We start from the raw sequence: 18,081 nt of genomic DNA on the forward strand, positions 1-18,081 counted from the left end.
CCCGCGCTGGTAAGGGGGCTGGCGTGCGAATCAAGCAAAAGCCCGAGGACTTCTCGGTTAAAGAGTCCTACCGCTTCGACGAGGTCCCCACCGGTAAGCACCGGGTGTACCTCATGGACAAGCAGAAGCTGTCCACCTTCGACGCGGTCGGACGTATCCGTGACGCCTTCGGCCTCAAGCCCGGCGCCATCAGTTACTGCGGCCTGAAGGACAAGCAGGGCCGGACCGAGCAGATCATCGCGGTGGACGGCTCCGACGTTGACATGCAGGACCCCGACCTGCGCCTGAAGTACCTGGGTCGGACCGACCGCCCCCTGTCCGCGGCCAACATCACCTCCAACCGCTTCTCCGTCACCGTGCGCGCCCTGGGCCCGGAGTCCCTCGGCCCGCTCAACATGGCCGCCGCCGAGGTCAACCGCCTCGGGGTCATCAACTACTTCGACAGCCAGCGCTTCGGCTCGCTCAAGCACGGCCAGGGCTTCATCGCCAAGGACCTCATCCGGGGCGACTTCGAGGCCGCGCTGCACAACTTCTTCGCCAAGCCCTCGGAGCTGGACCGCACCGAGGACGCCAAGGTGAAGGCCTTCTGGCGCGACAACTGGGGCCGCTGGGACGCGCGCGTCCCCTTCGAGGGCTCGCGCAAGTACCACCGCGTCCTGCGCTCGCTGCGCGACTACCCCAATGACTGGGTGCGCGCCTTCATGCAGATCGACTCGGACTACCGGGCGATGATGCTCTTCGAGTACCAGAGCTACCTCTGGAACGAGGGCGTGCGGCGCTACCTCCAGCTGCTCATGCCGCGCGAGCACCTGTTCCCCATGCGGTACCAGGCCGGCACGCTCCTGCACCACCGCGACGCCAGCCCGGAGGTGCTCCGCACCCTGCGCGACGCCACCTTCCCCCTGCTGGGCCCGAACACCACCATCACCAACCCGCAGATCGAGGAAGCGGTGAAGTGGGTGCTGGGCCGCGAGAAGCTGGCGCTCAAGGACCTGACCATCGAGGAAGCCCCCCGGATGCTGTACTTCAAGTCCGAGGAGCGCCCGCTGTTGATGTTCCCGCACAAGCTCGTCGTGGGCCGCACGCAGAGCGACGAGGTGAACCGCGGCGACATCAAGGTCAACGTCGCCTTCACCCTGCCGCCGGGCGCCTACGCCACCCTCGTGGTCAAGCGCCTCTTCCACTTCGAGTACACCGAGGACTCGGCCGAGACCATCCGCGCCACCCAGCGTCCCGTGCGCACCGAGATGGAGGCCGCGGCGTCCCCCCGGACCGCCAGCCCCCGCGCCACCGGTGGCTCCCGCGCCCCGGGAGCCAAGGCCCCCGCGTCGGACACGGGGCCCTCGCGGCACCGGACCCTCGCCAGCCAGGCCGCCCCTGCCGGTCGCCCCGCCCGCCCCAGCAGCGCCCCCGCCTGGAGCGCCCGCCGGTCCAAGGCCGAGCCCCGCGACGAGGCGCCCCCCCGAGAGGACGCCCGCCCGTCCACGGGCCGCCCCCGCCGCGCCGCGCCCGAGCCGGAGGTCATCGCGCCCCCGCCGCCTCCCGAGCCCGCCGTCCCGCTCGGCTTCCGCGAGAAACAGCGCCAGCGCAAGCTCGTCAAGGCGCAGGCTCGCGCGGACAAGGCCGCCAAGGTCGCGAAATCACGAAAGAAGAAGTGATTGTGACGCGGGCTGCAATGGCTGGGCGGATTTCCCGTAGACGAGGGCGTGAACTCACTCGCCCTCGACTCGCTGCCCATGGCCATCGGAATGTTGATGGCTGAGGAAGCCGCCCCCCTCCCCTGGACGGCGGACGTGCAGGCCGCCCGCCGGGGAGACCCCTCCGCCTTCGCGGCGCTCGTGCGCAGCGTCCAGCGGCCGGTGTACGGCCTGGCGCTGCGCCTGCTCCAAAGCGAGGCGGAGGCCGCCGAGGTCGCGCAGGAGGCCCTGCTCCGCGCCTACCAGAACCTCCACCGGTACGACGACTCGCGTCCGTTCGACCTGTGGGTGCTCGCCATCACCCGGAACCTCTGCCTGGACCTGCTCCGGCGCCGCACGAAGGTGCGCACCGAGGAGCTGGAGCCCATGAAGGAGGTCCTCGCCAGCGGCGAAGCGTCGCAGGAGGAGGGGGCCATCGCCCGCGAGGAGCGGCAGTCCCTCGAGGCCGCGATGAACACCCTCTCGGTGGATGACCGCGAAGTGCTGGCGCTCTACTACGTCCAGAAGCGCACGACGAAGGAGATCGCCCAGATCCTCGGCTGCGCGCCGGGGACCATCATGGCGAGGCTGTTCCGCGCCCGCGAGAAGCTCCGCAAGAAGATGACCCCCTCGGAGGAGGAGTCCGCATGAGCCCGCATCCCTGCCCGGACCTGGAGCAGCTCTTCACGGAGCTGGAGGCCGGCGAGGGTCCCGCGCTGGACCACGCCGCCGAGTGCGCCGCCTGCGCTGGAGTCCTCGAGGAGCACCGACTGCTGGAGCAGGACCTGTATCGGCTGGCGGATCCACTCCCGCCGCCCACGCTGGTCGCCTCCGTCATGGCCCGGGTCGCGGAAGCGCCCGTGCCGCGTCAGCGTGAGGTCTGGTCCGGCCTCATCATCCTCGTCACGTCGATTTCCATGGGACTGGGGTACCTGATCACCAACGACAGGGCCCTGGGCCGGCTGGGCACCACCGCGGCATCCACGGTGGTGAACGGACGGGTGTTCTTCGAAGGACTCCTCAGCGGCGCCCATGCGCTGTGGAGCACGGTGGGCGTGAGCATCGCGGGCATCCTGGCCCTCTTGCTGCTCACCTCATTGTTCGGACTCAAGCGGCTCGTCGGCGGTTCCCCCTCCCTCACCGAAGCCTGAGCGCCCCATGAGAATCCCCTCGCGACTCGTCATCTCCGCCCTCCTGCTCGGTGCCCCCCTCGCCCTCGGCGCCGAGTCCCCCACTCCCGCCCCCGCGGTCGCTGCCGCCGCCGCGCCCACCATCGATGTGAGCTATCGCGGCACGCTGCGCGACGCGCTCAAGGCCATCGCCGAGAAGGGCGGCCTGAACATCGTCGTCACCGGTGGGCTGGACACGCCCGCCGAGGTGCGCCTGCGCGGCGTCACCGCCGAGCAGGCCCTGCGCACGGTGGCCCGCGCCTACTCGCTGCGCATCGACACCGATGGCTCCATCTTCACGCTGCGGCCCATGACGGCGCAGGAGCAGGCCGCGAACACCCCGGAAGACACCGCGCCGGTGGCCCCGCCCGCGCCTCCTGCTCCGCCCAAGCCGGCGGCCGCCGTCGCCGCGCAGGATGGCGCCAAGTCCGACGACACCGCGTCCGAGGGCGAGGACCTGGAAGAGATCCGCGAGCAGGTCCGCGAGGCAGTGCGCGAGAAGCTCCAGCAGACCCAGAACGAGGTCCGCAGTGGTCGCCGCGGCGCCAAGAACGTGGTGGCGCGCGGTCAGTCCCTGGAGGTCAAGGAGGGCGAGACGGTGGAGAGCGCCGTCGTCTACGGCGGCAACCTGGTGGTGAACGGCCACGTGGAGGACGACGCGGTGGCCTTTGGCGGGACGCTGGAGATTCGCGGCCACGTGGAGGGTGACGCGCACGCCTTCGGCGGCAACGTCATCCTCGGTCCCGATGCCGTCGTCGAGGGCGATGTGTCCGCCTTCGGCGGCACCGTGCAGAAGTCCGACGGAGCCAAGGTGGACGGCAGCACCGAGTCCTTCGGCGGCGCGGGCATCGGCCGCGTCGTGGCCGGCGAACTCAAGGAGGGCCTGCGCGAGCTTCGCAATGGCCGCTACGCGAAGAGCCACGACACGGGCAAGCACTCGAATGACTCCGACAACTCGAGCAGCGACGCCGACGAGGATGATGACAACGGCCGCTCCAGCGGGCTCGCGAGCTTCATCCTCCAGTTCGCGGTCCTCTTCGGCCTGGGCTTCCTGGGGCAGCTCTTCTTCCCCGCGCGCATGAAGGAGCTGGGCGAGGAGATCCGCACCCGCCCGCTGCAGAGCGGAATGGCGGGCTTCCTCGGAGCGCTCGCGCTCGTGCCGCTCACGCTGGTGCTCATCATCACGCTCATCGGCATCCCGGTGGCCGTGCTCCTCTGGGTCGTGGCGCCGCTCGCGGCGGCCCTGGGCTACGCGGCGGTGGCGAGTGAAGTGGGCACGCGGCTTCCGGTGATGCGCGGTCGCAAGACGCAGGCTGTGGTGCTGGCGCTCGGCCTGTCGATCCTCCTCGCGCTCGGCCATGTCCCGGTGCTCGGTTGGCTCGCCAACATCGCCGCCATCCTCGCCGCGTTCGGCGCCGTCATCCGCACCCGGTTCGGTCAGCGGCTGCGCGGCATCCCCGAGCCCATCTTCCGCGACGAGAACACCGTCCAGCCCGGTTAGCTCAACGCGTCAAGCAACACCCTTCGGGGATCGCCACGGTGCCTCACGGCCCGTCGCGGTCCCCGAAATCGTTTGGGGCCCGAGCGAGGCAGCACACCGCGCCGCGCCATGGTGGTGCGTACAAGAGAACGTCGCGCGCTCCATCACGCGCACTGTCGACTGCCCCGCGTGGGGGTGTGTGCGTGGGTCGCGACAGGCTTTGACCACCCGGTCCGGGTGCGCCATTTTGCGCCCACCCATGCGACGCCTCCCCGATGTACCTCCGCGCGGCAGGGCCATCACCGTGGACCTCGAGGGCGAGAGCATTCCCGCCATCGAAGGTGAACCGGTGGCGTGCTCGCTCATCGCCGCGGGCGAGTCCGTGCTTGCCCGCTCCGTGAAGTACCACCGGCCTCGCGGCCCGTATTGCTTCGCCGCGGCCTGCTCGCACTGCCTCATGCGAGTGGATGGCCAGCCCAACGTCTACACGTGCCGCACGCCCGCGCAGGCCGGCATGAAGCTGGAGCGGCAGAACGCATACCCCTCCGCGAAGGTGGATGTGTTCGAAACCATCGACTGGTTCTTCCCCAAGGGCTTGGACCATCACGAGATGTTCGCGGGCGTGCCGGTGGCCGAGACGGTGATGGCCAAGGTGGCGCGTCAGCTCGCGGGCCTCGGCCTGTTGCCGCGCGATGCGGCGGAGCCCATCCCCCCCGCGCAGACGCTGCGCACCCGCGTGGCGGTGGTGGGCGCGGGCGCCGCGGGCCTGGAGGCCGCGCGCGTGCTGTCCTCCCGCGGCATCCCGTTCCGGATCCTGGAGCGCGACGACGTGCTCGGCGGCCGGCTGGCGCACGGCGCTCCCGAGGCGAACGCGCCGCTCATCCCCGAGCCCACCGCGTTCCCCGCCGGCAGCGTGATGACGCGCGCGACGGCGGTGGGGCTGTATGACGACGAGCATGGGCGCTACCTCGCCGTGGTGACGCGCGGAGAGGAAGGACCGCGGCTCATCAAGCTCTACGCCGAGCGATTCCTGCTCGCGGTGGGCGGTCATCCGCCCATCCATCCGTTCGAGAACAATGATCTCCCGGGCGTCTACGCGGGCCGCGCGGCGAGCCTGCTCTTGCGGCGCTACGCGGTGGCTCCCGAGGTCGCGGCGCTGGTGGGCTGGGGACCGGAGCTGCACGCGCTGGCCCGGCTGCTGGACGAGCGCGGCGTGAAGGTGGCCGCGGTGGTGGACCTGCGCGGACCGCTGCCCTCGGACGCACACCCGACGGCGTGCCTGGGCGCGGAGCCCAAGGCCCACGGCCTGCGCGCGGTGGGCGCCCTGAGCTTCGACGTGCAGGGCAGCGGGCGGCGCAAGGTGGAGTGCGACGCGGTGCTCGTGTCCGTGCCGGTGTCGCCGGGCTTCGAGCTGGCGCGCCAGGGCGGCGCGAAGGTGACGTTCGACGCGCAAGCGGGAGCGTTCCAGGTGGAGGCGGACGCGGACGGGCGCACCGAGATGCCAGACGTGTTCGTCGCCGGAGACATCACCGGGGCTGGGACGGCGAAGGCCGCGTCGGCCGCTGGTCACCGCGCGGCCGAGGCGCTGGCCGGAGGGCTGTCATGAGCAAGGCGTTGGTCTGCTCCTGTGAGGACGTGACGGTCAGCGACGTGAAGCACGCGGTGTCCCGCGGCTTCTGCGATGTGGAGTCCGTCAAGCGCTACACCGGCTTCGGCACGGGCATCTGCCAGGGCAAGAACTGCCTGTCGGCGGTGGCCTCGTTGCTGGAGCGTGAGAAGGCGCTCAAGGCGGACGCGGTGGTGCCATTCACCCCGCGCCCACCGCTCTACCCCACCGAGCTGCGCGTGCTCGCCAGCGCCCCGGTGGACGAGTCCCAGCCGCCCGTGGGCGGCGTGCCGCAAGAGCTGGAGCACTTCGCCTCCGCGCTGCGGCCCGAGGGCTCCGTGCCCGCCAAGGCCAAGGTGGTGATCATCGGCGGCGGCATCATGGGCCTGGCGCTCGCGTACAACCTCGCGCTGCGCGGCGAGACGGACGTGGTGGTGCTGGAGCGCGGCTACCTGTGCGCCGGCGCGTCCGGCCGCAACGGCGGCGGCGTGCGCATGCAGTGGGGCACGCCCGCGCTGATCGAACTGGCCAAGCGCTCCATCGACCTGATGAAGGACTTCGCGCGCGACCTGGGCGTCAACGTCTGGTTGCGCCAGGGCGGCTACATCTTCCTCGCCAAGCGCAAGGACGTGGCCGAGCGCCTGGAGCGCAACGCCGTGCTGCACAACAAGTACGGCGTGCCCACGCGCATCATCACCCCGGACGCGGCGCGAGACATCGTCCCCGGCCTCACCATGAAGGACTGCCTGACGGCGGCCTACAATCCCGAGGACGGCGTCATCTTCCCGTGGGCCTTCCTCTGGGGTTACGCGCAGGGCTGTCAGAAGCGCGGCATCAAGGTCGAGACCTATACGCAGGTCACCGGCTTCGAGACGAGCAACGGACAGGTGCGCAAGGTGAAGACGGATCGCGGCGACATCGCCTGCGACACCGTGGTGCTCGCCGCCGGTGCGTGGAGCCCCGAGGTGGCCAAGCTCGTGGGCGTGCAGCTGCCCAACGAGCCGCACCGCCACGAGATCCTCAGCACCGAACCGCTCAAGCCCTTCCTCGCGCCGCTCGTGTCGGTGCTCGACACGGGCCTGTACTTCAGCCAGTCCATGCGCGGCGAGATCGTCGGCGGCATGGGGGATCCGCTGGAGCCCTCGGGCCTCAACATGGGCAGCACGCTGCGCTTCGTGAAGCGCTTCGCCGAGGCCCTCATCGAGCAGATGCCGCAGGTGGGCTCGGTCAAGGTCCTGCGCCAGTGGGCCGGCTGCTACGACGTCACGCCCGACAACAACCCGGTGCTCGGCCGCACGCCGGGCCTGGACAACCTGCTCCAGATGTCCGGCTTCGTCGGCCACGGATTCATGATGGCGCCCGCCGTCGCCGAGCGCATGGCCCAGTGGATGACTCGCAACGAGTCCGATGAGCTGTTCACCCGCTTCAACCTGCGCCGCTTCGCCGAGGGCAAGCTGGAGCGCGAGGACATGATCATCGGCTGATCCCCTCCCCTCGCGCGGAACCCTCAGAAACCATCTATTCAATTTAGGCAGGTTTCGCGAGGATGGCGGATGCGCAGTTCCGCGCGAGGAGGCTGGAATGGACACGAGGAGCGTCGTTGGAGCGCTGTTGCTGGCAGGGCTGACCGGCTGCGGTTCCATGGGGCCACCGGACGTGCCGAACGGAGAGGCGCCGGAGCCGCTCCAGTCCGTGGAGTCCAACGTCATCGTGGGCTCGGTGAACTGGAGCAGCGCCACGACGCTGACGGGCACGCTGCGCACGCGCTCGCTGCCCGTGGGCTATCTGTCCATCCCCGCCAACGGTACGCGCTGCACGGCGTGGCTCGTGTCCGCGGACACGATCATCACCAACAACCACTGCATCGGCTCGTCGACGGAGGCGGTGGGCGCTCGGGTGTCGTTCAACTACGAGGATGGCGTCGCCTCGGCGGATCGCATCTGGTACCCGTGCGCCACGTTCGTGAAGACGTGGTCCTCGGATGACATGACCGCGGTGAAGTGCGACGCCGTCAACGGCAGCCTCCCGGGCGCGGTGTATGGCTGGCTGACGGTCTCGGCCACCAACGCGGCCACCAACGCCAGCGTCTACGTCATCCACCAGAACTGCGACTACTACACGACGAGCGGCTGCTCCCCGACGAAGAAGTACTCGCCGGGCAAGGTGCTCAACGGCAGCTACAGCACCACCGACATCTCGTACGACGCGGACACGCTGGGTGGCTCGTCGGGCTCGCCGGTGTTCTCGGCCACCAGCAACGAGGTGGTCGCGCTGCACCACATCGGCCTGGGCGGCAACTCCTCGGGCCGTGGCACGGGCAACACCGGCGTGAAGGCCACGCGGGTGCGCGCGCGCTTGGCTGAAATCGGGCTGTAGAACGGACTCAGGCGGGCTCCGGGCGGCTGGCCAGCAACATCGGCGGCCCGGGGCTCGTCATCCGAGTTGGAGGCGTCAGCAACATCCGCGCGCGCACGCCCCGCAGCGCCAGGCGCCCCACGCCGCGCTGAAGCCAACGCGGCAGCCGAGGCACGACTCGCATCACCCACCGATGCCCTGCGCCCGGATAGACGAGGGCCGCGCCCCGCTCGAAGCCCGCGAGCGCCTCACGCGCGCCGCGCCGCGCGGAGAGATGAAAGAGCGGCGTGCACTCGTCCGGCAGCGGCGGCTCCCAGTCCAGCGGCCCGGGCGCTACCTGGGTGACGGTGACGCCCGTGCCTTCCAACTCCAGGCGAAGCGCCTCGGTGAAGCCATCCACGAAGCGCTGGGTGCCCGCGAAGACCGAGGCCCCTGGCAGCAACAGGTGACTCGCGCCCGAGCCCACGTTGAGGATGCCCCCGCGTCCGCGCGCGACCATGCCCGGCACCAGCCGATGCGCGATCAGCGCCGGCACCACGATGTTGGAGCGCAACGTCTGGCGCAGCCGCTCCCACTGCTCCTGCGCGAAGAGTCCGGGGGCGCCCATGTCGGCGATGTTGATCAGCACATCCACCCGAACGATGCGCTGCTCCAGGTAACCCAGGAGCGCATCCACGTCCGCCGCATCGCAGAAGTTGCAGGTGCGCAGCAGTACGCCGAGCGTGGGGTTGGCGGCCCGAAGCTCGGTGCGCAGCGGCTCCAAGCGTGAAATCCTCGAGGCCACCAACACCAGGGTGCGAACCCGTCGAGCCAGCAGCCGTGCGAGCTCCGGCCCCAGGCCGTCGGCGGCGCCGACAATGAGCACGGTACTGTTGTCGATGGGGGGACGCATGAGGCGCTGTCTCGACCACAAACCTGCCCATGCCGCGCGAGCGCCGCGCCCCACAACCACGGCCCTCGGACGCCTGGGCGCTGCCCGGACACGCGGGCCAGCGGACGACGCCGCGCTCCCCTCACCTGGAGGCCTGTCATGACCGCACCCTCTCACATCCTCGTGCCCGTGGACCTGACGGAGGGCTCGGCGGCAGTGGTGGACTACGCCCTCCAGATTGCACGGCCCTTCGGCGCCTCGGTGGACATCGTCCACGCGTGGGAGCCGCCGCAGTACGTGGCGCCGGATCTCCTGGTGGCGTCACCGGGCTGGAGCTCCCAGACGCTGGAGACCGTGGCCGTGGACACGGCGAAGCAGGACCTCGACACGCTCGTGAAGGACCTTGAGCACCCGGAGGTCTCCGTCCAACATCGCGTGCTGGTGGGTGAACCCGGCGCGACCATCCTGGATGAGATTCAACGGGGGAAGTTCGACCTCGTCGTCATGGGCACGCATGGGCGGCGCGGCCTGTCGCGACTGCTCCTGGGCAGCGTGGCGCAGAAGGTCGTGTCGCGCGCCACGAGCCCCGTTCTGACGCTGCACCTGCAACCCGCGCAGTAGGCGTGCTCAGCGCCCAGCCGCGGGCACGGCGCGCGCGATCCGCCGAGCCGCCAGCACCGTGGGCACGGCCAGCACGAGCATGGCCGCGACGAGGAGTCCTGCGCCAAACAGCTCGGTCGCATCCGCGCCCGGCACGCCCAGCCACATCGCCATGGCCGCCGAGGCCACCACGCCCGCGAGCACGCTGGAGGCCCGGTTCACCGGCACGGAGAAGGAGTTCTCGCGACCATCCAGCAGGATGAGTCCGCCGAAGATGCCCGTGCCCTGGGACAGCACGCCCACCGCCACCTCGGCCAGCATGTGCCCTCGCGCGAAGAACTCGGTGAAGCCCGCGCGGATGTCTCCGAGGACGCCATCGCCGCCCACCAGCGCCAACGTGCTCAACACGAGCACCAGCGCGGGAGTCGCCACCATCTGCTCCTCCACGAAGTAGCGCCGCGCCACCGCGGGATCGCCAGACTTCGCCAGGTGGCTCATGGCGAACAAGCGAATGAAGTACGCCAGGAGATAGACCGAGATGTCGAACACGGCCACGGCCGTGAGCTCCAGGCTCACCCCAGGCCCCGTCGCCGCCGCGAGCGCGCCCAGGCTCAGCGCCAGCGCCACCCACGAGGGCCACCGGACCTTGCGCCCAATCCACAGGTCCACCAGCGGCGCGAGCGCCAGCACACCGCCGCGCATCAGCAGCATCATGAAGACGATGGACGCGCCCGGCAGCGTGTACGCGAGCGTCGTCGTCCCGATGATGGCCGCCGAGCACAGGCCCGACACGAACGTCCACCGCCCCGGCACGGGGACGCTCCGACCGAGCACCACGCGATGGCCGGCGTCCTTCCACCAGCCCTTCCACGTGAGGAAGATGAACATCCCCACCAGGGACGCGGAGGCGCTCGCCGGCAGCAACGAGAAGCCGGAGATGCCATGCGACATCCCGCCCAGCATCCCGCTCGACAGCATCTTCGTCAGCGCGCTGTAGGGCGCATAGGCCGCGAAGTAGCCCAGCGCGTACAGCCAGATGGAGAGGTCGGAGTGGGAAGCGTCGTGCGACGATGTCGTGGTGATGGCGGGCCTCGGGAATGCGATGCCCCCATTGTGCAGCAGCGACGGGCGCGGCGCTCGCCTCTCAGGGCTCCGACCACTGCCGCAGGAGGTTGTGGTACACGCCCGTCAGCATCACCAGCGCCGGACTCTTCGGCACCTCCTTGTTGAGCTGGATGATGGAGGTATCCAGGTCGAAGAGCAGCGCGCGCTGCGAGACATCTCGCACCATGCTCTGGACCCAGAAGAACGACGCCAGGCGCACACCGCGGGTGACCGGCGTGACGTGATGCAGGCTGCTGGACGGGTAGATGATGAGGTCGCCTGCCGGCAGCTTCACGGAGTGGTCGCCGTAGGTGTCCTCGACCACCAGCTCGCCGCCGTCATACGACTCCGGCTCCGAGAGAAAGAGCGTGGCGGACACGTCCGTGCGCACGCGATGCGGCGTGCCCGGCACGGGGCGGATGGCGTTGTCCACGTGCGAGCCAAAGGTCATCCCTGGCCCGTAGCGGTTGAACAGCGGAGGGAAGACTCGCTGCGGCAGCACCGCCGAGATGAACAGCGGGCTGCGCTCGAGGCCCGCGAGCACCAGGTCGCCCAGCTCGCGCGCCTCACGGCTCCCCTCGGGGAGTTGCTCGTTGCGCTTCACCTGGGCGGACTGGTGGCCCGCGGTGCTGCGGCCATCCTCCCAGGTCGCCGCGTCGAACACGGCGCGACAGCGGGCCACCTGCTCGGCGGTGAGGACCTGGGGGATGTGCAGCATCATGGAGGTGTCTCCTGGCGAGCGAGCGCGCCTAGAACCGGACCCGACCGGACAAGAGCGCCGAGCGACCCTTCGCCGGCACGGCCTGCCCGGCATAGTACTGCTCGTAATAGAGCGCGTCGGTGAGGTTGTTCACGTTGAGCTGGATGTCGTACCGGCTGACCGCGTAGCTGGCGAACGCGTCGAAGCGCCAGTAGTTGGGCACCTTGTTGAGCACGTCGGTGTCCTTGGCCGGGTTGTTCACCGTCGCCACGTCCTGGTAGACGGCGCCGCCGCCCACGGTGAGCGCGTCGGTGATGCCGTACGTCGTCCAGAGCGAGCCGCTGTGCTTCGGCGTGCTCGGCATGCGCTGGCCCACGATGAACGCGTTGGTGTGCTTGAGTATCTCCGAGTCCAGGAACGTGTAGTTGAGGAACACGTTCCAGCGGCGCAGCGGCGTGCCGGCGAGGCCCACGTTGATGCCCTGCGAGCGCTGCTCACCATCCAGCACCGTGGGGGGACCCGCAGGATCCGCGTTCGCCACGCGCGCGTTCTTCTTGTCGATGCGGAAGGCCGCCGCGTTCACGCTCAGACGCTCCGAGATGACGTCCGCCTTCGCGCCCACCTCGACCGTCTCGTTCTTCTCCGGGTCCAACGTGTCCTGGCCCGTGCTGATGGTGCCCACCTCGGCCGACGGGTTGGAGGACGTGCCGTACATCGCGTAGACGCTGGTGGCCTCCATCGGGTGCACGACCACGCCCGCGCGCCAGTTGAGGTACTTGTTCTTGTTCTCCAGGCGCGTGGTGACGTTCGTCGCGTTCACCGTCGCGTAGTCGGTGCGGAAGATGTCGTAGCGCAGCGAGCCCAGCAGCTCCACGTACTTGCCGATGGCGATCTGATCCGCCGCGTACGCCGCCACGGACCACTGCGTCGTCCCGCTCGACGAGCCGAACGTCCGGTCCACCGCGGACAGGTCCGGCTTGGGCTCCGGGTCGTACAGGTCCGCGGGGATGTTGGGCCCCGTGGGCAGCCCCACCGCGCGCAGGTTGTAGCGGCGCTGCTCACGCCACTCGCGCGAGTACTCCAGGCCCACGTTGGCCGCGTGCTTCAGGATGCCCGTCTGGAACACGCCCCGCAGATCGAGCTGCTCCGCCAGGTACATGTTGTCCGTCGCCGTCTCGTACCGCTCGCGGCCAATGGTCGTCGGATCCACGGCCGGCGTGAGCCCGCGCGGAGACGTGGGCCGCGAGAAGCGATCCACGCCGCCCAGGCGCACCGTGTTGGTGAGCTGCGTGCCACCGCCCAGGTCCACGAGCAGCCGGCCCGTCCCGATGTGGACGTTGACCTTCTCCGTGTCCGAGCCCTCCACGCCGTAGAACGCGTCGCGGCGCACGTCGAGGCTCGTGGAGACGGGATACCCCTGGTAGTACGGGTGGCCGTAGTCCGGGACGCTGTCCTCGCGCTGGTAGAAGTAGTCCAGGTCCAGCGTGACGTGCTTGCCGAGCGCCAGCCGCGCCGAGGGCGCGATGCCCGCGCGGTTCTCCTGGGCGATGTCGCGGCTCGCCACATCCGAGAGCTGCCCCATCGCGCTGATGCGCATCTGGAACGACTCGGAGATGACCTCGTTGAGATCGGCCTCGAAGCGGCCAGACGGCGACGTGCCCGCGGTGAGCCGCAGGTCCTGGAAGGACGTCTTCTTGGGCTTCTTCGTCACCATGTTGATGGCGCCGCCCGTGGAGCCGCGACCGAACAGCACCGACGACGGACCGAAGTAGACCTCCACGCCCTCCACGTTGAACGTGTCGCGCGTGAACCAGCCCAGGTCGCGCACGCCGTCGCGCATCACGTCCGTCTGCGCGGAGAAGCCGCGCAGGTTGAACGTGTCACCCTGACGGCCCCCCTCGCCCGCGGCCACGGTGATGCCAGACACGTTGCGCAGCGCATCGCGCAGCGTCGTCGCCTGTTGCTCCTCCATCACCTTCTCGGGGACCACGACCACGGTCTGCGGCGTATCCACCAGCGGGCGCGGCAGCTTCGTCAGGCGGCTCTCCTCGGTGTGGTAGCCCTGCTCGGCCTCGGCCTCCACCTGCACGGTGGGCAGCACGTACTGCTCCTCGGTCGCCTCGGTCTTCGGAGCCTCCTGTGCCGCCGCGCCGCTCGCCGCCAGCGCGGACGCCAACCCCACCGCCGCCGGGCCCCACGGCCTCAGCGCGGCCCGCAGGCCTCCCGTGTTTCCCTGTGCGGAGCGGATCCCAGACCTATCGAGCTTCGATGCAGACACGTGCACTCCCTCTGGCGCGCCGCGAACCGGGCGCATCGCGCAGTGAATCTTGATTTGGAGAATGATTCTCAACTTCAAATGAAAGACAGACGTTCACCGATGACTTCGCGCGCGGGACACTCAGGCCTCGGCGTCAGGCTGATTCGGAGCGAGGCGTGGCGGACTCGGGCGACAGCGGCGCGGAGGCCACCTCGGTCGAGGCGGGGGCACGGCGGCGCTTGGGGAAGAAGCGGCGCCACGCCAGCGCGTAGCCGGTCCACACGAGGAAGAGCGTGCCGAACGAGGCGATGGCCGCGATGAGCTGTCCCATCCAGCCCAGCGCCTCACCGGTGTGAAGGAAGCGCAACCACGTGCGCACGCGACGACCGGCGCTCGCATCCGCGAAGGTGTCGCGTCGCAGCGACTGCGCGGTGAAGGGATCCACCGCGACCTGCACGGAGGCGAACGGCGGCCACGCACCGTGCGCCTTGATGTTGAAGTTCGTCGCGGATGGGCCGCGCTTGTCGGCATCACCGCGAGGAGCCGCGCCCGGACCACCCTTGCCCGCCTCAGGTCGCGGCGCACCGCCCTGTCCACCGGGTCCGCCCATGCGCAGCGTGGCGCTCTCCCATCCGGAGACTTGAGCCATCGCCGCCGCGAACTGCGCATCCAGCTCACGCGGCTGCGCTCCCGGAGGCGGAGCAGGCACCTTGACTGGAGGTGCCGAGGCCGGCCCCTGCGCGGTGGGCGGCGCCTCACCCGCGGCCTTGTACACGAGATCCGAGGCCCACTTGTACGAGATGACCATGCCGGACGCCGTGAGGACGATCAGCACGGGCAAGGTCCAGAACCCGATGACGTTGTGCCAGTTGAAGTCGCGCGCCTTGCCGCGCAGTCCCCCGCGGAACCAGAGCGTCGGACGAATGGCGCGCATGTTCCACTTGCGCGGCCACCACAGGTAGAGCCCGGTGATGGCCATGAGCAGGAACGCGGCGTTGCAGATGCCCGTGGCGCCCTTGCCCAGGGCTCGCTGCTCACCTTCCGTGCCGAGCCAGCGGTGCCAGTCCTCCATCGTGTGGAAGAACGCGCGCCAGCCCGCGGCGCCCTGCTCCCGCACCTCGCCCGTGTAGGGGTTGACGTAGACGCCACCCGAGCGACCGGTGCTCACGAGCACCACGGAGTCCGGCGCGGAGTAGACCGTGATGCCGGAGACCTGCGCCTCGGGCCGTGCTTCGCGCACGCGCGCCACCATCGCATCGACGGAGAGGCGCGAGGCGTCCGCACCAGGCACCTGCACGTGGCGCGCGTCGCGGTCGGCCCAGTCGACCACCTGGGACTCGAACGCCAGCGCCACACCCGTGAAGGCCATGATGGCGACGACGAGACCGGCGACGACGCCAGCCACGAGGTGGACCCAGAAGAGGACGGAGCGAAGACGGCTGAACATGGAAGTCTCTCGCGCGCGGGCACGCGCCAACGGGAGGTGGGCGGCCAGCGCCCACCCATTCACTTCAGGGTGAAATTCATCGGGATGTCGACGATGACGCGAACCGGACGGCCCTCGCGTCCAAGCGCCGGAGAGAAGCGCCACTGCGAGACAGCGGCCACCGCGGCCTCGTCCAGCCCGGCCACCGAGCGCATCACGCGCGTGTGCTCCGGCTCGACCTTCCCATCCGTTCCGATGATGACGCGCACGAGCACCAGCCCGGTGACGCGCTCTTCCTTCGCGCGACGCGGATACTGCGGAGCCACCTGCGTCAGCACCACGGGCGGACGCGACACCTGCTTGAGCGTGAGGGCATCCCCACCCACAGCCCCCAGCGCGCCACCCTCGCGGCCCTCGACCGCGCCACCCACCACGCCCCCGACCACACCGCCCACGACTCCCGCCACGGCCCCCGTGCTCGCGGAGGTGTCCGCCGTGGCAGCCACCGGCGCTGACTCCGGCTCGGGCTCCGGCGCGCTGTCCACTGGCGTCGGCTCCACCTTCTCCACCGGAGCCTCCACCGGCGTCGGCGTCGGCGCCTTCAGCCGAGGCGTCTGCACCGGGGCCTTGCGCTGCACCTGAGTCACCGGCGCGCTCCGAGCCTCGGTCGGCACACCCGCGGCGGCACGAGGCGGCGCCGCGTACGCCAGCAACACCAGCTCCGGCTCAGGCTCCGCGACCGGAAGCACGCGAGGGTTCGCGCCCGCGCTGGCAATCCCTCCCGCCAAGAGCCCGACATGCACGATGCCGGCGATCAGACACGCGCGGCTCCACCGGCCCCGCCCCTGCTCTCCCGGCGCGGGTGCTCCCATCCGAAACAGCCCAGGCGGCGGCTCCACGCGCTGCCGCACCGCGTCCACGGTCCGCGGCTCGACGCCGACCGGGCCACCCACCACCAAGGCATCCTCGAAATTGAGAACAGTTCTCATTTTCACTGCTGCCAGAGATACATGCTGTCGGCCGGAGCGTCAATCCGCTCGAACATGACTCAAGCGCCAAATTTCAGGCCAAAGCGGAACTCCCGGGTGCCAAGGGCCAGGATTCGCGGGCCACCCCGTCACGGAGGCCCGAACGAACCGGGACAAAGTGACCCGGGACATCACGGCCCTCAAGGGAGGACTGGCGCCCCACGGGCTGGCCCGAGCCTTGCGATGGCCCTTGGCCATGACCGTGACCGATGCACCCGCGACCCCAGCGCCCAGCTTGAGGAAGGCACATCCCGCGCTCTTGGGTCCTATGACACGTGACGCACTGGAGGGCGTGGCCTGGGGCGCGGTGTGGAGCCTGTTGCCGCTGGGGGTGCTGATGATGCTGTTGCCCGCGGGCTGTCTGGGCTTCTTCATCCGCCTGCTCGTGCGCACCTCCTCACGGCGATACGGATTGATGGCCATGGTGGCCACCACCCTCGTCACGGCGGCGTTGGCGCCAGCGGTTCCGCTGACGCGAGGCATGGCCCGGCCGCTGCGCGCGCCGCTGTCTGAGCGGGTCCTGCCCTTGCCGATGCTGCTCGAGGAGCTGCGAGCCCAAGGACTGTCATCGTCTGCGAAGCTGCGGCGCGAGGCCCGCGACATCGCGGTGACCCTGCCCTCGCATCGCCCCACCTACGCGGAGCTGGATGCCGCGCTGCGAAGCCAGGCCGGGCTCAGGCTCGATGACTTCGCGAGTGAGCTGGAGGCGTCGCTGCTGTGGGGTGTACGGCCCGAGCGCTTCACCATCGTGGAGCACGCGGCTTCACGCGCGCGTCGTCATTGAGGAGCCACCAGGCGGACCCGCGGCGACAAGGAAGGACCGCGCCTGGCCGCCTGCACGTGAAGCACGATTCGCCCATCTTCACGGGTGCGCGGTCCGCGGTCGTGGTGTACAGGAAGAAAGGGGCGGGACCGATGGCACGTGCCGTCCCCGGCGGGCGGCCAGCGGGGCGCCCTGTCGCCCGCTCCCAGTCCCATGACCCAGGCACTTCGTCCAGCAGGGCATCAGGCCCCTCGCGAACGATGGACTCCCATCGCGCTGCTGGCGTGCGCCCTGACCTTCGCTGCGTGGCTGGCCCATGCGCCAGCCGTCGCGCCCTCCGCGAGTCCTGCGTCCGAGCCGGCCCAGGCCGCTCGCGTGGCGGACGCGCGCGAGGACTCGTGCGGAGCGTGGAGCCTCGCGGGTCTTCATGACCCACGCGACGGCGCGGTCGATCCATCACCCGCGGGGCGGTTCGATGCCCCCCGGCCCAGCGCCCATCCGGCGCCGTTTCCCAAGCGCGCGGAGTCCTCGCGCGCGGCCCTGGCCACGCGGCTCGATGCGGCCATCGTGGCCCTCACTCAGCGCATCCGCGCCTGTGCCCTGCCCCCGCGCCATGTCCCGGTGGGGGATCGCCCGCGGACCGTGAACTGTCCCGCGCAGGGCCCACCGCGCGCGGCGTGACGCGGACCGCTTCTCTTCCCTCACCCATTCCCGTCGTCTGACCGGCCCCACGTCCGTCGTGCGCCCGCGCGATGCCGTCGCGCGCACGGCCGTGGTGCCGGAATCGGACGCGTCATCCCTTCATGTCGCGCGCCGCGAGCCTCGCGGGCGCGAGAGGTCCCTTCATGTCCCAGCAGAGTGTCCAGCCGAAGCCGGCGACTTCGTCCACCGCTCAACCCGCGACCCAGGCCGCGGCTCCCTCCGAGCACGTCCACTGGCAGTGGGCGCGTCTGGTGTTGAGCATCCTGGTGTGCGTGCTCATCATTGGCGCGGCCGTCGTGTTCGATAAATGCGGCTGAGAGCGCAGGCATGACCTTCCGGGCCTC

16 protein-coding genes and 1 pseudogene are annotated in these 18,081 nt (G+C 70.2%); 11 read left to right on the top strand and 6 right to left on the bottom strand.

Going from position 1 to position 18,081, the window contains the following annotated elements; genetic code table 11:
- Positions 1-23: 23 nt before the first annotated feature.
- The 7 genes from truD (at position 24) to JGU66_15905 (ending at position 8,307) form a co-directional block, all read left to right on the top strand.
- Positions 24-1,658: a tRNA pseudouridine(13) synthase TruD gene (truD, locus tag JGU66_15875; protein ID MBJ6762252.1), complete on the top strand. Its 1,635-nt coding sequence runs from the start codon at positions 24-26 to the stop codon at positions 1,656-1,658.
- Between the two features lie 12 nt (positions 1,659-1,670).
- On the top strand, positions 1,671-2,327 hold the full coding sequence (locus tag JGU66_15880; protein MBJ6762253.1) for a sigma-70 family RNA polymerase sigma factor: 657 nt from the start codon (positions 1,671-1,673) through the stop codon (positions 2,325-2,327).
- Positions 2,324-2,827: a hypothetical protein gene (locus JGU66_15885; GenBank protein MBJ6762254.1), complete on the top strand. Its 504-nt coding sequence runs from the start codon at positions 2,324-2,326 to the stop codon at positions 2,825-2,827. The genes JGU66_15880 and JGU66_15885 overlap by 4 nt, the downstream gene beginning before the upstream one ends.
- Positions 2,828-2,834: 7 nt before the next feature.
- Positions 2,835-4,346: a hypothetical protein gene (locus JGU66_15890; protein ID MBJ6762255.1), complete on the top strand. Its 1,512-nt coding sequence runs from the start codon at positions 2,835-2,837 to the stop codon at positions 4,344-4,346.
- A 238-nt stretch (positions 4,347-4,584) separates the two neighbouring features.
- On the top strand, positions 4,585-5,931 hold the full coding sequence (locus JGU66_15895; GenBank protein ID MBJ6762256.1) for a (2Fe-2S)-binding protein: 1,347 nt from the start codon (positions 4,585-4,587) through the stop codon (positions 5,929-5,931).
- A complete protein-coding gene (locus JGU66_15900; protein ID MBJ6762257.1) occupies positions 5,928-7,415 on the top strand; it encodes an FAD-dependent oxidoreductase in 1,488 nt (495 codons plus the stop codon). The genes JGU66_15895 and JGU66_15900 overlap by 4 nt, the downstream gene beginning before the upstream one ends.
- Positions 7,416-7,512: 97 nt before the next feature.
- Positions 7,513-8,307, top strand: coding sequence for a trypsin-like peptidase domain-containing protein (locus JGU66_15905; protein ID MBJ6762258.1), 795 nt, complete (start codon positions 7,513-7,515; stop codon positions 8,305-8,307).
- 7 nt (positions 8,308-8,314) lie between these two features.
- Here JGU66_15905 and JGU66_15910 read toward each other — a convergent pair whose 3' ends face one another.
- Positions 8,315-9,178 (bottom strand): SDR family NAD(P)-dependent oxidoreductase, encoded by an 864-nt coding sequence (locus JGU66_15910; GenBank protein MBJ6762259.1) that lies wholly within the window; start codon positions 9,176-9,178, stop codon positions 8,315-8,317.
- Positions 9,179-9,316: 138 nt separating this feature from the next.
- On the opposite strand from JGU66_15910, the gene JGU66_15915 reads away from it, so the two are divergent.
- The gene (locus JGU66_15915; GenBank protein ID MBJ6762260.1) at positions 9,317-9,778 is read left to right on the top strand and encodes a universal stress protein; all 462 of its coding nucleotides are present in this window, start codon (positions 9,317-9,319) and stop codon (positions 9,776-9,778) included.
- Between the two features lie 6 nt (positions 9,779-9,784).
- On the opposite strand, the pseudogene JGU66_15920 reads toward JGU66_15915, so the two are convergent.
- The 5 genes and pseudogenes from JGU66_15920 to JGU66_15940 form a co-directional block, all read right to left on the bottom strand.
- Positions 9,785-10,804, bottom strand: a pseudogene (locus JGU66_15920) (hypothetical protein).
- A 97-nt stretch (positions 10,805-10,901) separates the two neighbouring features.
- Positions 10,902-11,582: a Fe2+-dependent dioxygenase gene (locus tag JGU66_15925; protein ID MBJ6762261.1), complete on the bottom strand. Its 681-nt coding sequence runs from the start codon at positions 11,580-11,582 to the stop codon at positions 10,902-10,904.
- Between the two features lie 28 nt (positions 11,583-11,610).
- On the bottom strand, positions 11,611-13,839 hold the full coding sequence (locus JGU66_15930) for a TonB-dependent siderophore receptor (GenBank protein ID MBJ6762262.1): 2,229 nt from the start codon (positions 13,837-13,839) through the stop codon (positions 11,611-11,613).
- A gap of 133 nt (positions 13,840-13,972) precedes the next feature.
- The gene (locus JGU66_15935) at positions 13,973-15,265 is read right to left on the bottom strand and encodes a PepSY domain-containing protein (protein MBJ6762263.1); all 1,293 of its coding nucleotides are present in this window, start codon (positions 15,263-15,265) and stop codon (positions 13,973-13,975) included.
- A gap of 59 nt (positions 15,266-15,324) precedes the next feature.
- On the bottom strand, positions 15,325-16,116 hold the full coding sequence (locus JGU66_15940; GenBank protein MBJ6762264.1) for a TonB family protein: 792 nt from the start codon (positions 16,114-16,116) through the stop codon (positions 15,325-15,327).
- A gap of 424 nt (positions 16,117-16,540) precedes the next feature.
- On the opposite strand from JGU66_15940, the gene JGU66_15945 reads away from it, so the two are divergent.
- From JGU66_15945 to JGU66_15955, 3 genes are all read left to right on the top strand, one after another.
- Positions 16,541-17,056 (top strand): hypothetical protein, encoded by a 516-nt coding sequence (locus JGU66_15945; GenBank protein ID MBJ6762265.1) that lies wholly within the window; start codon positions 16,541-16,543, stop codon positions 17,054-17,056.
- 192 nt (positions 17,057-17,248) lie between these two features.
- Complete coding sequence (locus tag JGU66_15950; GenBank protein MBJ6762266.1) at positions 17,249-17,716, top strand: hypothetical protein; 468 nt, start codon at positions 17,249-17,251, stop codon at positions 17,714-17,716.
- Between the two features lie 164 nt (positions 17,717-17,880).
- Complete coding sequence (locus tag JGU66_15955) at positions 17,881-18,054, top strand: hypothetical protein (protein ID MBJ6762267.1); 174 nt, start codon at positions 17,881-17,883, stop codon at positions 18,052-18,054.
- Positions 18,055-18,081 lie beyond the last annotated feature (27 nt).

This window comes from Myxococcaceae bacterium JPH2 (assembly GCA_016458225.1).
GTDB lineage: Bacteria > Myxococcota > Myxococcia > Myxococcales > Myxococcaceae > Citreicoccus.

Excerpts from the sequence above, each read along its gene's own strand:
- JGU66_15885 (MBJ6762254.1), top strand. The coding sequence starts at position 2,324 with ATGAGCCCGCATCCCTGCCCGGACCTGGAGCAGCTCTTCACGGAGCTG.
- JGU66_15890 (MBJ6762255.1), top strand. The coding sequence starts at position 2,835 with ATGAGAATCCCCTCGCGACTCGTCATCTCCGCCCTCCTGCTCGGTGCC.
- JGU66_15895 (MBJ6762256.1), top strand. The coding sequence starts at position 4,585 with ATGCGACGCCTCCCCGATGTACCTCCGCGCGGCAGGGCCATCACCGTG.
- JGU66_15900 (MBJ6762257.1), top strand. The coding sequence starts at position 5,928 with ATGAGCAAGGCGTTGGTCTGCTCCTGTGAGGACGTGACGGTCAGCGAC.
- JGU66_15905 (MBJ6762258.1), top strand. The coding sequence starts at position 7,513 with ATGGACACGAGGAGCGTCGTTGGAGCGCTGTTGCTGGCAGGGCTGACC.
- JGU66_15910 (MBJ6762259.1), bottom strand. The coding sequence starts at position 9,178 with ATGCGTCCCCCCATCGACAACAGTACCGTGCTCATTGTCGGCGCCGCC.
- JGU66_15915 (MBJ6762260.1), top strand. The coding sequence starts at position 9,317 with ATGACCGCACCCTCTCACATCCTCGTGCCCGTGGACCTGACGGAGGGC.
- JGU66_15925 (MBJ6762261.1), bottom strand. The coding sequence starts at position 11,582 with ATGATGCTGCACATCCCCCAGGTCCTCACCGCCGAGCAGGTGGCCCGC.
- JGU66_15935 (MBJ6762263.1), bottom strand. The coding sequence starts at position 15,265 with ATGTTCAGCCGTCTTCGCTCCGTCCTCTTCTGGGTCCACCTCGTGGCT.
- JGU66_15940 (MBJ6762264.1), bottom strand. The coding sequence starts at position 16,116 with ATGGGAGCACCCGCGCCGGGAGAGCAGGGGCGGGGCCGGTGGAGCCGC.
- JGU66_15945 (MBJ6762265.1), top strand. The coding sequence starts at position 16,541 with ATGACACGTGACGCACTGGAGGGCGTGGCCTGGGGCGCGGTGTGGAGC.
- JGU66_15950 (MBJ6762266.1), top strand. The coding sequence starts at position 17,249 with ATGACCCAGGCACTTCGTCCAGCAGGGCATCAGGCCCCTCGCGAACGA.
- JGU66_15955 (MBJ6762267.1), top strand. The coding sequence starts at position 17,881 with ATGTCCCAGCAGAGTGTCCAGCCGAAGCCGGCGACTTCGTCCACCGCT.